The sequence below is a fragment of the Vreelandella nigrificans genome (assembly GCF_002374315.1).
Classification (GTDB): domain Bacteria; phylum Pseudomonadota; class Gammaproteobacteria; order Pseudomonadales; family Halomonadaceae; genus Vreelandella; species Vreelandella nigrificans.
The window spans coordinates 136,533-149,621 of record NZ_NWUX01000006.1; the positions used below are offsets into that span (position 1 = coordinate 136,533).

12 protein-coding genes and 1 riboswitch are annotated in these 13,089 nt (G+C 51.5%); of the genes, 9 read left to right on the top strand and 3 right to left on the bottom strand.

Translation table 11 applies throughout. From position 1 onward, the window contains the following. Positions 1-28: 28 nt before the first annotated feature. The gene (locus CPA45_RS09550) at positions 29-1,708 is read right to left on the bottom strand and encodes a methyl-accepting chemotaxis protein (protein ID WP_096651321.1); all 1,680 of its coding nucleotides are present in this window, start codon (positions 1,706-1,708) and stop codon (positions 29-31) included. Between the two features lie 761 nt (positions 1,709-2,469). Here CPA45_RS09550 and CPA45_RS09555 point away from each other — a divergent pair. The 6 genes from CPA45_RS09555 to CPA45_RS09580 all read left to right on the top strand — a co-directional run bounded on the left by CPA45_RS09555 (position 2,470) and on the right by CPA45_RS09580 (position 9,032). After that, positions 2,470-3,768, top strand: coding sequence for a CmpA/NrtA family ABC transporter substrate-binding protein (locus CPA45_RS09555; RefSeq protein WP_096651322.1), 1,299 nt, complete (start codon positions 2,470-2,472; stop codon positions 3,766-3,768). Positions 3,769-3,797: 29 nt separating this feature from the next. Continuing rightward, positions 3,798-4,649, top strand: a complete 852-nt coding sequence (gene ntrB / locus CPA45_RS09560) for a nitrate ABC transporter permease (protein WP_244287565.1) — start codon at positions 3,798-3,800, stop codon at positions 4,647-4,649. Between the two features lie 18 nt (positions 4,650-4,667). Then, positions 4,668-5,519, top strand: coding sequence for an ABC transporter ATP-binding protein (locus CPA45_RS09565; protein WP_096651323.1), 852 nt, complete (start codon positions 4,668-4,670; stop codon positions 5,517-5,519). A gap of 161 nt (positions 5,520-5,680) precedes the next feature. Then, complete coding sequence (gene codB / locus CPA45_RS09570) at positions 5,681-6,946, top strand: cytosine permease (protein WP_096651324.1); 1,266 nt, start codon at positions 5,681-5,683, stop codon at positions 6,944-6,946. Between the two features lie 16 nt (positions 6,947-6,962). After that, positions 6,963-8,219, top strand: coding sequence for a cytosine deaminase (gene codA, locus CPA45_RS09575; RefSeq protein WP_096651325.1), 1,257 nt, complete (start codon positions 6,963-6,965; stop codon positions 8,217-8,219). A 32-nt stretch (positions 8,220-8,251) separates the two neighbouring features. Beyond that, positions 8,252-8,429: riboswitch (FMN riboswitch) on the top strand. 105 nt (positions 8,430-8,534) lie between these two features. After that, on the top strand, positions 8,535-9,032 hold the full coding sequence (locus CPA45_RS09580) for a 6,7-dimethyl-8-ribityllumazine synthase (protein WP_096651326.1): 498 nt from the start codon (positions 8,535-8,537) through the stop codon (positions 9,030-9,032). A 60-nt stretch (positions 9,033-9,092) separates the two neighbouring features. Here CPA45_RS09580 and CPA45_RS09585 read toward each other — a convergent pair whose 3' ends face one another. Together CPA45_RS09585 and CPA45_RS09590 are read right to left on the bottom strand one after the other, a co-directional pair. After that, positions 9,093-9,548, bottom strand: coding sequence for a rhodanese-like domain-containing protein (locus CPA45_RS09585; RefSeq protein ID WP_096651327.1), 456 nt, complete (start codon positions 9,546-9,548; stop codon positions 9,093-9,095). A gap of 10 nt (positions 9,549-9,558) precedes the next feature. Further along, a complete protein-coding gene (locus tag CPA45_RS09590; protein ID WP_096651328.1) occupies positions 9,559-10,008 on the bottom strand; it encodes a GNAT family N-acetyltransferase in 450 nt (149 codons plus the stop codon). A gap of 92 nt (positions 10,009-10,100) precedes the next feature. On the opposite strand from CPA45_RS09590, the gene pdxR reads away from it, so the two are divergent. The 3 genes from pdxR to CPA45_RS09605 all read left to right on the top strand — a co-directional run bounded on the left by pdxR (position 10,101) and on the right by CPA45_RS09605 (position 13,075). Continuing rightward, on the top strand, positions 10,101-11,576 hold the full coding sequence (gene pdxR / locus CPA45_RS09595; protein WP_096651389.1) for a MocR-like pyridoxine biosynthesis transcription factor PdxR: 1,476 nt from the start codon (positions 10,101-10,103) through the stop codon (positions 11,574-11,576). Positions 11,577-11,774: 198 nt separating this feature from the next. Then, positions 11,775-12,458: a phosphatidylcholine synthase gene (gene pcsA, locus CPA45_RS09600; protein ID WP_422822026.1), complete on the top strand. Its 684-nt coding sequence runs from the start codon at positions 11,775-11,777 to the stop codon at positions 12,456-12,458. Positions 12,459-12,472: 14 nt separating this feature from the next. Further along, positions 12,473-13,075 carry a DNA-3-methyladenine glycosylase I gene (locus tag CPA45_RS09605; RefSeq protein WP_096651330.1) on the top strand — a complete coding sequence of 201 codons (603 nt, stop codon included), beginning with the start codon at positions 12,473-12,475 and terminating at the stop codon, positions 13,073-13,075. Positions 13,076-13,089 lie beyond the last annotated feature (14 nt).

Below are 13,089 nucleotides of genomic sequence, written 5' to 3' on the forward strand. Positions count from 1 at the left end.
AGCCAAACGACAAGCAAGACGTGTAGGCCTAAAACTCCTCCCACTCGTGATCCGCACTGCTTGTTGATTGGGTTGCCCGAGGTGCGGGGCGAAGTAATGCTTGTTGCGTTTTCGCCGGAATTATTGGCGTGGGTTGAGCAACGGCCTCGCCTTCGACTAAGCGGAAAGAAGCCACAACACTTTCAAGCCGCGCTGCCTGCTCCTCCAACGAACTCGCCGCGGAAGAGGCCTCTTGAACAAGCGCCGCATTCTGCTGGGTCACCTCGTCCATCTGAGAAACGGCTTGGTTAACCTGCTCAATACCTGAACTCTGCTCCTGAGACGCCGCCGATATCTCATCCATAATATCGGTCACGCGACGCACCGAAGAGACAACATCACGCATCGTAGCCCCCGCACTTTCGACTAAAGCCGAGCCTTCTTTTACCTGAGTCGATGATGCATCAATCAGTGTTTTAATCTCTTTGGCTGCATCAGCACTGCGGCTGGCCAAGTTACGTACTTCGCTGGCCACCACGGCAAAACCACGCCCCTGCTCGCCCGCTCGAGCTGCTTCCACCGAAGCATTCAGCGCCAGAATATTGGTTTGAAAAGCGATAGAGTCGATAACACTAATAATATCCGCCACTTTTTGCGAACTATCAGAGATGCCATGCATGGTAGTGATCACCTGCTCAACAACCTCCCCTCCCTGAACGGCCGTACTAGAAGCATCATTCGCGAGCGAGCTTGCCTGGCGCGCATTATCAGCGTTTTGTTTTACCGTTTGTGTTAATTGTTCCATGCTTGCCGCCGTCTCTTGTAACGAGGCAGCCTGCTCTTCCGTCCGCGATGACAGATCCGCATTGCCACTAGCAATTTCCCGCGCACCGATATGAATCGAGCCACTGCTATCGCGTACCTCGGAAACGGTCTTCGCCAAACCACTCTGCATATGCTGCATGGCACTAAACAGTTTGCCAATCTCATTACGGCCACGGTCGCTTACCTGACCGGAAAGATCATTTTTAGCAATACGCTCAAAATGCAACACAGCCTCGTCCAGCGGTTTAACGATAGAGCTCACCATAGCGATACGCACAAATAGAACAACCATCACAGCGATGATAAGCGCTGCAAGCTCAATGTAACCAAAAAGCTGCATCTCACTCTCATAGCTGGTCACCAACTGATTATTTTGATCAGCCAAATGATCATTAAAAGCAGTACTTGTGTCCATAAACTGCCGGTTCAATGCACTCGTTAGCTCTCTTAAAGAGCGAAAGCGAGCATCATCTCCTACCTGTAATGCATCGCCTTGCGCTACCAGTCCCTGCTGAACCATATTGTTAAAAGCTGTAATCACCGCATCGGCAAATTCAGGCTGTGTAGCGCGGGGATCATTTGCCTCAAAGGCTGCAAAGTAATTCTGGGCCCCTTGCTGCATAGCTTGCGCTTGAGATAAGTAATCACGGGCTAAGCTGGCGTCACCTTCATAGGACGCAATGAAACTGTTCGTATAAAAAAGCTGGGCATAGGCTACCGAACGCTGACTACGGTTCAGCGGCAGCATCTGATCTGCTGCGCGGTCAAGCTCAGACATTGAAGCCGCGCCTCTTTCACCTGCCTGGTAACCGAGAAACGCAATGATTATTATCAGCAGTGAAAAAATGGCTAGAACAAGAGTTAGGCTCAGTTTCACTGAGATATTACTAAGCGTTCGATTCATATGGGCCCTCCGGGGCTGGTCTACTTAATGTCGGCATATTGAAACTTTCTAATTAACCATGACTTAAAACAGAAAATCAGGATTCAATCAGCCAACATCCTTCAACATGGAGAGCTATCTATCGGCGATAAAGATGGGAGCTTTAGCCTTATCTTAAAAAGATTAAACAATCTAACCAATCAAACAAAAAAACATCAAATAAGAATCATAACAATAAAGAATTATTCAAAAAAATCGTAAACCTCACCTCCTTAGCCAATCATAAATTGATCAAGATCACCGATAATAAGTAATACCTTATAAATGAGAACTAATAGAAATAGAGTAACCGAATCCCATCATCAACCTGTCTCATCACAAAACTGTCCCATCACAAACTATCCCATCACAAACTATGTAGGGCCGAACTGGTGCAACCATCTGGTTGCTGCACCATTTATATACTGCGCCGCACAATCGGCGGTGTGGTTCCTACCTATCATCACATCGAGGTCGCTTTATCAAGCGCATGAAAGTCAATGCTTTATGAAATCAAATAAGCGATTTTGGCACACAACCTGCAGCGTACTCATCACCTGAGCCAACGTAGGTTCAGTGACAAAACGATGAACAAACAGACAACGGCGTCTGCAACAGTCTTCATACGATTAGATGAAGACGCGATTGCAGACGCCGTTTTGGCGTTTTAAAAGGCGTTTTTAAACCATTCTTTATTAAAAAATGTTTTATCAAACAGCACTTTAAACGAAAGGTACCGTGCAATGAGCAAAAAAATCTCTCACTCCCCTGAACGCCGTCACTTTCTCAAAAGCTCTGCAACCATCGTCGGTGGCTCGGCACTGCTTAGCAGTCTGCCGGTTAGCTGGGCTTTTGCTAATGGAGCACCAGAAACCACTGCGGCAAAGCTAGGTTTTATTGCCTTAACGGATGCGGCGCCGCTATTTGTGGCCGATGAAAAGGGATTTTTTGCCAAGCATGGCATGACCGATGTGGAAGTGCTTAAGCAGTCTTCCTGGGGTACTACACGCGACAACCTAGTGCTAGGTTCACAGCGTAATGGTATTGATGGGGCACATATTCTTACCCCCATGCCCTATCTCATCGCCAGTGGTGCTATGACGCCCAACAACATACCAGTGCCGATGAGTATTTTGGCGCGCTTAAACCTTAACGGCCAGTGTATTTCGGTGGGTAGCGAGTACGCGGACTTAGAGGTAGCCCTGGATACCAGTGAATTTGCCCAGGCGCTAGCCACCAAACGCAGTGGTGGTAACGAGGTAAGCGCCGCCATGACCTTCCCTGGCGGCACCCACGATATGTGGATTCGCTACTGGATGGCGGCTGGTGGCATTAACCCCAAACGGGATATTTCTACTATCACTATCCCCCCCGCCCAAATGGTCGCCAATATGCGGGTGGGCAGCATGGATACTTTTTGCGTCTGCGAGCCGTGGAACCAGCAGCTAATCAACCAAGGAATCGGCTATACCGCCAACACCACCGGCGAGTTGTGGAACGACCACCCTGAAAAAGCCTTCGCTATGCGCAGCGACTATGTGGAAGCCAACCCGAATGCCACCAAAGCGCTGCTGATGGCCATTATGGAAGCCCAAATGTGGTGTGAAGATGCCGCCAACCACGAAGAGATGGCACAGATTTGCTCACGCCGCCGCTGGATTCACGCCCCCTACGCTGACCTGATTGATCGTATTCAAGGCAACTTTGATTACGGCACCGGTCGGGTGGTCGAAAACCATCCGCACATGATGCGCTACTGGGATAAACACGCCTCTTACCCCTACAAAAGCCACGACCTGTGGTTTTTGACCGAAAACAAACGCTGGGGCTACCTCCCCCAAGATTTTGATAGCACTGCGCTAATCAACCAGGTCAACCGTGAAGACCTATGGCGCGAAGCTGCGGATGCGTTGGGCGTTGCTTCTGCCGATATTCCTGACACCACTTCCCGAGGTGTTGAGACGCTATTTGATGGCAAGGTCTTCGACCCTGAAAACCCACAAGCCTACCTCGACAGCCTCGAGATCAAGGCACTGGCATAACCTGCTACGTGCTGCCTGGGAGACTTACTATGAACACATCAACACGCTCTGACACATTGGCCAAGACAATGTTTAGCATTGGCCCCTCATTGCTGTGCCTTCGCGATACACTGGTACAAAAGGTCCTGCCGCCGGTGGTTATTCTGGCCCTGTTAATGGGCATTTGGGAAATTCTCTGTTCCTCCCCCACCGCTTCACTACCCGCCCCTTCCCAAGTCATCAGTGACACTTGGGAATTAATCATCAACCCGTTTTACGACTACGGCGGCAACGACAAGGGCATGGGCTGGCAGATACTCGCCAGCCTGGAGCGTGTCGCTTATGGCTACCTGCTGGCGGTGGTAGCAGGGATTAGTCTGGGCGTGCTGGTGGGCCAATCCACCTGGGCGTTACGTGGGCTAGACCCAGTGTTTCAGGTACTGCGCACCGTACCACCATTGGCTTGGCTGCCAATCTCGTTGGCTGGCTTTCAGGACAGTACACCCTCGGCAATTTTCGTTATTTTTATCACTGCTATCTGGCCAATCATCATTAACACCTCAGTAGGGGTGCGTAATATTCCTGAGGATTATCGCAACGTGGCGCGGGTCATTCGCTTAAATGGCTACGAATATTTCACCCGCATTATGCTACCTGCCGCTGCGCCCTATATCTTCTCCGGCCTGCGGATTGGTGTCGGCCTCTCTTGGTTGGCGATTGTGGCCGCTGAAATGCTGATTGGCGGTGTCGGTATTGGCTTCTTTATCTGGGATGCCTGGAACGCCTCCATGCTCAGCGACATTGTATTGGCGCTGGTCTACGTAGGTATCGTCGGTTTCTTCCTTGATCGCATCGTGGCCTTTATAGGCAACCTTGTTACTCGTGGCACCACTCAAAGTTAATCGAAGGGAGTTTTGATCATGGCGGCTCATTATTTAAGCGTCGAGCAGGTTGAGATGACCTTTGAAACTAAAGGCGCAACCACCAATGTATTAAAAGAGATTAGCCTAGGTGTCGAGCGCGGCGAATATATCTCGATTATTGGCCACTCAGGGTGCGGTAAGTCGACCCTATTGAACATCATTGCTGGATTAACTGAGTCTACCTCAGGCGCAGTCATTCTCGATGGTAAAGAGGTCAATGCGCCAGGCCCAGATCGCAGCGTCGTCTTTCAAAATCACTCGCTGCTGCCCTGGTTAACGGTGTATGAAAACGTATCGCTGGCAGTAAACAAAACCTTTGCCCGCAGCAAAAGCAAAACCGAGCGCCACGAGTGGATTTTAAAAAACCTTGAAATGGTTGGCATGTCCCACGCGCTTAACAAACGTCCTGCAGAGATTTCTGGCGGCATGAAGCAGCGGGTAGGCATTGCCCGCGCGCTCTCCATGGAGCCAAAAGTGCTACTGTTGGATGAGCCCTTTGGGGCCCTAGATGCACTCACCCGCGCCCATCTTCAGGAAGAGGTCATGCGTATTCAGGACGAACTAGGCAATACGGTGATTATGATAACCCACGATGTGGACGAAGCCGTGTTGCTATCTGACCGTATTGTAATGCTCACCAACGGCCCTTCGGCACGCATTGGCGAAGTTCTCAATATCGACCTACCGCGTCCGCGCAACCGTATCGCACTGGCGGATGATGCTAAGTACAACCACTACCGCCAGGAAGTGCTGCGATTTCTCTATGAGAAACAGCGCAAGGTGGAAAGCCTCGCGGAGCACCGGGAAAAAGCAGCTCCCATCAGCTCCGCCAAAAAGGCGCATGCTTAGGCACATTATTTACTCTTTCCCTCAGTACCCTCTTGGCCGCCTTTACAGGGCGGTTTTTTATTTATCAATGCAAATCACCACAGGTTGGCGCATATTTTGCCTATCAGTGTTGTAGCCATGGAGTTTCCTTTCATCCCTAACTCACTAGGTGAAATGCCACCATGAACCAGTCTGATTATCCTCTCAGTGAAGTACCTATTAGCGCCCGCAAGGGCCTTCTTTCCACCTCAGCCGTACTACTCGGCTTCACCTTTTTCACTGCCACCATGTGGGCCGGAGGTTCGCTTGGCCAAGCTTTCTCCATTGGTCAACTGCTTTGGATCATTCTTGTCGGCAACCTGCTGCTGGGAGTCTACGCAGCAACGCTTGCTTATATCGCCTGTAAAAGCGGGCTAAACTCGGTGCTCATGGGACGCTTCTGCTTCGGTGAAAAGGGCAGCAAGCTCTCCGACTTTATCCTTGGCTTTACCCAGATTGGCTGGTACGCCTGGGGTACGGCGACTATTGCACTGGTGTTGGTGCGCACCACAGGGATGCCGGAGTGGCTGGAAATCCCCTTAATGGTGCTATTTGGCTTTGGTTTCTGCGTTACCGCCATGGTTGGCTATAAAGGCATGGACTGGCTCTCGCGCTTTGCTGTCCCCGCTATGATGCTGTTTATCTTGATTAGTCTGTTTACCGGGATAGTGGACGCACGCGGCTTCGCTGGACTAAACCAGCAAACGCCAACAGAAAGCATGAGCGTAGCGGCAGCGATTACCGTCATTATCGGCACCTTTATCAGCGGCGGCACCCAAGCAACTAACTGGAGCCGTTTTGCTAAAACGCCAAAAATTGCGGTCATCGCTACCCTGGCAGCCTTTTTTGTCGGTAACGGCTTAATGGTGCTGACCGGCGCACTAGGCACCATGGTTTATCAACAAGCGGATATCGTAGATGTGTTGATCGCCCAGGGGCTCGTCAGCATCGCTGTGCTGATGCTGTTTCTGAATATCTGGACCACCCAAGACAACACCATCTACAACTTTGCCGTAGCGGGCTGCAATTTGCTGCGTACCGAGAAGCGCCGCTTAGTCACCGTTGGCGGCGCAGCGACTGGAACCGTGCTGGCGATAGGCGGCATGTATAACCTACTGATTCCCTTTCTGGTGCTGCTAGGTACTTTTATACCGCCAATGGGTGGAGTGATCATGGCCAACTTCTGGCTTAAGCATAAAGGCCGCTACCCCGCGCTAGAGTTTGCACAACTGCCGGATTTCAACCGCCGAGGTTTAGCCGCTTATGCATTAGGCGCAGGGGCTGCTTACTTCTCCCCACTACTACCACCGCTGGTGGGTGTGGCAGTGGCCGCGGGAAGCTACGCCGTGTTGCTTCGTTTAAACCACGCTACGCTGAGCGATAACCTTCCTTCAATCGCCAAACAATAAGTGAGTCCTTTTTAATATGCGCATGCAGATCATTAATGCTCGCCTACGCCAGCGTCCTGAACTTTATCGGCTCGAGATAGACAACGGCACGTTCACTGCGATAACTGCCCAAGATACGCCACTCAAGGCAAGTGAGGGGCAAATTGATGCAGGCGCCAAGCTACTGTGCGCGCCATTTATTGAGCCACATATTCATCTTGATGCCGCTCTGACCGCAGGCGAGCCAAGCTGGAATCAGAGTGGAACATTGTTTGAAGGCATTGAGCGCTGGGGCGAGCGTAAGCCCATGCTGACAGAAGCGGATATTCGCGAGCGGGCCCTAAAAACGCTCAACCTGCTCATCGGTAATGGCGTTCAATTTGTGCGCACCCACGCTGATACCAGCGACCCCAGCTTGATTGGGCTTAAAACCCTGTGCACCTTGCGCGATGAACTAAAGGATAAGATTGATATTCAGGTCGTGGCTTTCCCTCAGGATGGTTTGCTCTCCTACCCCGGCGGCGACAAGCTGATGGAAGAAGCGCTAGAGTTCGGCGCTGACGTAGTCGGTGGCATTCCTCACTTTGAATACACCCGCGAGCTGGGTGTCGCTTCCATGAAGCGGGTCATCGAGTTGGCGATCAAATATGACCGTTTGGTGGACGTACACTGCGATGAGATCGACGACCCCAACTCGCGTTTTCTCGAAGTGCTGGCCTGCGAATCCCTGTTTAACGACTTAGGCAGCCGCGTTACCGCTAGCCACACCACAGCAATGCACTCCTACGATAACGCTTACTGCTCCAAGCTATTCCTGTTGCTCAAGCGCTCAGGTACCAACTTTGTCTCCTGCCCAACCGAGAGTATTCACCTGCAGGGCCGCTTTGATACCTACCCAAAACGCCGCGGCGTGACCCGTGTGAAAGAATTGAATGCAGCGGGTATTAACGTCTGTTTTGCCGAAGACTCCATCTTCGACCCCTGGTACTCGCTAGGTAACGGTAAGCTGTTAAGAACGCTGGATTTCGGTCTACATATCTGCCAAATGATGGGCTATCAGGATTTCAGCCAGGCACTATCGCTGATTACCGATAACAGCGCCCGCGCACTCAATGTTGAGGAGCGTTACGGCATTGAGGTAGGCAAACCCGCCAGCTTCAACCTGTTAGACGGCGAAGATGACTACAGCGTGCTGCGCACCCAAGGTGAGGTACTGCTTTCGGTACGCCACGGAGAGATCATCATGCAGCGCGAGCCTGCAAAGATTACGACACCCCCGTGGCTTGGCTTTTAGAAAAAGCGTAATATAGCCGGGCTGATATTCAGCAAAGTTCTCAGGGCGGGGTGAAAGTCCCCACCGGCGGTGATGGTGGCTTACTACATGTTTGCCATCTAAGCCCGCGAGCGCTCAAGATTGTTGTTTTTTTATTGCAGCTTCTTGAGGTCAGCAGATTCGGTGAAAAGCCGAAGCCGACGGTGATAGTCCGGATGAAAGAGAACGGCACCTTAGACAGGCAACTTCAAAAGTGGCTTAAGCCATCTTTTTTGTTTGCCTGGCGACCGGTTCCGCGTGCCCTGATTCTGGTACAACTTATCCAAGAGAATGACCATGAATCAGACATTTCCGCTTACGTTTTCAACCCACACCACGTCTCAACGCATCGCGTTTATTCAAGGCCACTGGCATCAAGATATTGTCGAGAGGGCCTATGAAGCATTTATCGCTGAAGTAGAACGCTGCGGTCTTAACGCCGAACAAGTGGACATCTTCACCGTATCAGGTGCTTACGAGATACCTCTACAAGCAAAAGTGCTCGCCGAGAGTGGTTGCTATGGCGCCATTGTAGGTGCAGGCTTTGTGGTCGATGGCGGTATTTATCGTCACGACTTTGTTGCCCATGCGGTGATTGATGGCTTAATGCGCGTGCAGTTAGATACCCAAGTACCGGTGATCTCCGCCGTCTTAACACCGCACCACTTCCATGAACACAGTACCCACCACGACTTCTACACCCAGCACTTTGTTACCAAAGGGAAAGAAGCCGCTCAGGCGTGCCTAAACACCATGGAAAATCTGCATGGAGCACGCAAGCTTAGCAACACTTGATCCTCTATTGTTTAAGCCCGGCTCCACGCCGGGCTTGGCAAGCATAGTAGATAAATAACGCTAACAACCGCAGTTACTAGCAATCGCGCCAGGTAAACTCCCCTGCTGCTCACCTGTTTGAATAGGGTGTTGGTCACGGCGCCAAAAATCCAGCCCTCCCAGTAGCTCTTTTACTGTCAGCCCTGCGCTCGCCAGCTTCCATGCCCCTTTGGTTGAGCCATTACAGCCGATACCATCGCAGTAAGTGATATAAACCCTTGTGTTATCTAACTCAGCCAAATGCTCAGGCGTCATCTCCTTGTGCGGTAAACTGATCGCCCCAGGGATATGCCCTGCGCAGTAGTGTTCAAAGCTACGGGTATCGATCACCACAATATCCTTAATGCCATTAGCCAAATCCTGCGCCACATCCCAAGCATCAGTGTGATAGCAGAGCTTGTCATACATCATAGCTGCCATTGAGGTGGGCTTGGCGGGAGGAAACTCCAGCACTGCAGAGTGATCTTCATTAACCATCGTTTGCCCCTTATTTAGTATCCAGCAAGTAACCGTAAAACGCCGTATTGCGCTGCCAACCTAGCGACTCATACAGATGCTGGGCACGTTCATTCTCTACCTGAGTCATTAATATCAAACGTGCCACACCATGATCATAAGCCAGCTGCGTGGCGGCCTCCATTAGCGCTCTGCCGGTACCCTTATCGCGACATTCCGGCAGTACAAACAGATCGTTTAACGTCCAACGGGCATTCAAACCCACTGTGGAGACCCCGGGGTAAAGCTGTACAAAACCAGTGAGCGCTCCTTCACTGTTCTCGCTAACCAGAATGAATGAATCCCCTAGCCCCATGCGTTGATCTAAAAAATCACGCGCTGCTTGAATATCACTCGGCTGCTGATAGAACTGACGATAGCCATCAAGTAAACCACTGAGTGCTTCCAAGTCATTGAGTACCGCTGCACGAACGTTAACCATAACGACTGCTCCATGTGGGTGGTGATTTAACACAGCTTGCCGCTATAGTGGTCTATGATAAAGAGCCACTTATCACTAAATTAAGGGAACCAGTGAGACGACGTGATGCGGCTAGCGACTGGATTGCCGAGGCGCTTGCGCTAAAACTAACTGAGACTGGAAAAGCTACGCTTGTTCAGCAGCTTTACTGCTCGCTTAAGGAGTGGATTCAACACGGTGAATTGACGGCTGGCGATGCGCTTCCCTCTTCCCGCTATCTAGCCCTTTCCTTGGGTATTAGTCGCAATACGGTACTTGCCGCCCTGGACCGACTATTGGCGGAAGGGTTACTGATTGCCCGCCAGGGAGCTGGGCTCTACGTCGCAGATCTACCCACGCTGTTAACAAGAGACGAACGTCCTCCCCCGTTACCTGTTCGCTACTCAAAGCGGGGCATGACACTGTTAGCACTAAGCGGAACACTAAGCTATGGCCATCGTGCCTTTGCTCCTGGCGTCCCAGCACTCGACCTATTTCCCCGCGAGCAGTGGCAACGTCTTTTGCGGCGTCACTATCACCATGCAAAGGTGTCATGGCTAGATTATCAAACCAGCGGTGGGCTACCTGAACTCAAAGCTGCCCTGTGCGACTATTTACGGCTCTCCCGCTCGGTGCGCTGCCAGCCAGAACAGATCGTGATTACCCAAGGGGCCCAACAGGCATTCGAGCTGATTACTCAGTTACTCACCGACCCTGGGGATTCGGTTTGGATGGAAGAGCCAGGTTACGGTGGGGCCCAGGCCTGCTTTCTGGCCTCAGGATTGACGGTAACGCCCATCCCCGTGGATCAAGAAGGGCTAAACCCTTCACTTACTTCTAAGAATGCGCCAGCGCCTCGGCTCATTTATGTGACACCGTCCCACCAGTACCCCAGCGGAGTAACAATGCCAGTACCCAGACGGCTGGCGTTACTTGAGCATGCTACTCACACTGGTAGCTGGATCATTGAAGATGATTATGACAGCGAATTTCGTTACGACACGCCACCCACGCCTTCCTTACAAGGCCTCTCCGAGCAGTCATCGGTTATCTATGTGGGTACCTTCAGTAAAGTGCTCTATCCCGGCTTACGCTTAGGCTATTTGGTACTGCCCGACACGCTTGCCGAAGACTTCAGGTGCGCCCATGCGCGGCTGCACCGCGAAGGTAACTACCCTGTCCAATCAGCGCTTGCTGAGTTTATTGCCAATGGGCATTTTACGCGTCACATCAACCGTATGAGAGCCGCTTATCGCCAGCGCCAAGCCTGCTTGCGCGCAGCATTAGCACCAGCAGTGGCCGCCGGGCTTCGACTCTCTGGCGGCCATGCGGGTATGCACTTGGTAGCCGAACTCGATACTATTGAGGTGGAGGAGAGTCTTGTTAAGCACGCCAATGACGTGGGTATTACGCTTTCGCCTCTCTCTCGTTATTACCTTGCTGAGAATAAGCGCCCTGGTTTAGTACTTGGCTATGCAGGCTCAACGGAAAACGAGCTTTTGACAGCAGGTGCATGGCTAAGTGAGGCATGGCAGAGGCTGCGCCACTAATGAGTGTGTAGCGTGTGAAGCCGAACATCGACCACGCCATCATAGGATGTGCTTCCGACGTATTCTCTGGAAGCCTTCTTGTAGTAGTGTATCTTTCTTTACAGACTTATCTATAAACCAAACGGAAAGGGAACTCACCTTCCCTATGGGGTTAATGTGGCTCAATCGCTCTCTTCGCACACAGAATCCCGCGCTTCGATATGGAAGGCATGGAGCGTGCACATCTTTACCGCCAGCGGTGTACTGCTTGGCACGATGGCGCTGCTTGCACTGATCGATAATAATCCAGTCGCCTGCCTGCTCTGGCTGGGTGCTGCAATGATGATTGATGGCATTGATGGTACTCTGGCGCGCAAATATGAAGTGAAAACCATACTGCCCCATTTCGATGGCTCAACCCTTGATATGGTCATCGACTATCTGACCTGGGCCTTTATTCCTGCCCTTTTCATCTATTACTTTATTGACTTGCCGACCAATTTTGCACTGTTTGCAGTGTTCATTATTCTGCTGTCATCAATGTTCTGCTTTTGTAACGTCGATATGAAAAGCCAGGATAATTACTTCGTAGGCTTTCCTGCCGCCTGGAATATCGCCGCCGCCTACTTCTATATTCTCGATTTCCCGCCGTTCATCACCTTTGCCACTATTGTGCTCCTGGCCATTCTTACCGTTACGCGGATGAAGTTTCTTCACCCCTTTCGAGTCCGCCTATTCATGCCACTCAATATCGCCGTCACGCTGGTATGGTGCGCATGTACTACCTCGCTAGTGCTTTCCAGCCCCGAGCATGCAGTCTGGGCATTATGGGGATGGGGAATTACATCGGCTTATTTCATCGGCATGTGCCTGTGGCGTACCGCCCAGGAGTGGTTCAATTGATAGGTGACTAGCTAATGGCCAACGACTTTATCGCCCCTGATGGGCTCCCCCGCTGCCAGTGGTGCGGCGGTGCGGCGGAATTTCTGCCCTACCATGATAACGAGTGGGGTTTCCCGGTAGACGATGATCAGAGGCTGTTCGAGAAGCTCTGCTTGGAGAGCTTTCAATCAGGCTTAAGCTGGCGCACCATTCTCAATAAACGCGAGAACTTTCGCGCTGCTTTTCACCACTTCGATTTCCACCAAGTCGCTCTCTTTAGCGAAGAGGATGTGCAGCGCTTGCTTCAAGATGCAGGCATTATTCGCCACCGAGGAAAAATCGAAGCGACTATCAACAACGCCCAACGTGCAAAGGAGATGGTCGAGCAGGAAGGCTCGCTGGCGGCGTTCTTCTGGCGCTATGAGCCTACCGAATCAGCAACGCCACAAACTCAGACTACCTCGCCCGAATCCATCGCCCTTGCCAAGGAGTTAAAAAAACGTGGCTGGAAATTTTTCGGCCCCACCACCGCTTTTGCCTTTATGCAGGCCATGGGGTTGCTCAACGACCACTCGCTAAATTGCGTTACGCGTCAAAGGGTAGAACAAGCGCGGCAGCAGTTTCAGCGGCCCTATTAGATAAAGTCGAAGTA

Coding starts and splice junctions, on each gene's coding strand:
- CPA45_RS09550 (WP_096651321.1), bottom strand. CDS start 1,708: ATGAATCGAACGCTTAGTAATATCTCAGTGAAACTGAGCCTAACTCTT.
- CPA45_RS09555 (WP_096651322.1), top strand. CDS start 2,470: ATGAGCAAAAAAATCTCTCACTCCCCTGAACGCCGTCACTTTCTCAAA.
- ntrB (WP_244287565.1), top strand. CDS start 3,798: ATGAACACATCAACACGCTCTGACACATTGGCCAAGACAATGTTTAGC.
- CPA45_RS09565 (WP_096651323.1), top strand. CDS start 4,668: ATGGCGGCTCATTATTTAAGCGTCGAGCAGGTTGAGATGACCTTTGAA.
- codB (WP_096651324.1), top strand. CDS start 5,681: ATGAACCAGTCTGATTATCCTCTCAGTGAAGTACCTATTAGCGCCCGC.
- codA (WP_096651325.1), top strand. CDS start 6,963: ATGCGCATGCAGATCATTAATGCTCGCCTACGCCAGCGTCCTGAACTT.
- CPA45_RS09580 (WP_096651326.1), top strand. CDS start 8,535: ATGAATCAGACATTTCCGCTTACGTTTTCAACCCACACCACGTCTCAA.
- CPA45_RS09585 (WP_096651327.1), bottom strand. CDS start 9,548: ATGGTTAATGAAGATCACTCTGCAGTGCTGGAGTTTCCTCCCGCCAAG.
- CPA45_RS09590 (WP_096651328.1), bottom strand. CDS start 10,008: ATGGTTAACGTTCGTGCAGCGGTACTCAATGACTTGGAAGCACTCAGT.
- CPA45_RS09605 (WP_096651330.1), top strand. CDS start 12,473: ATGGCCAACGACTTTATCGCCCCTGATGGGCTCCCCCGCTGCCAGTGG.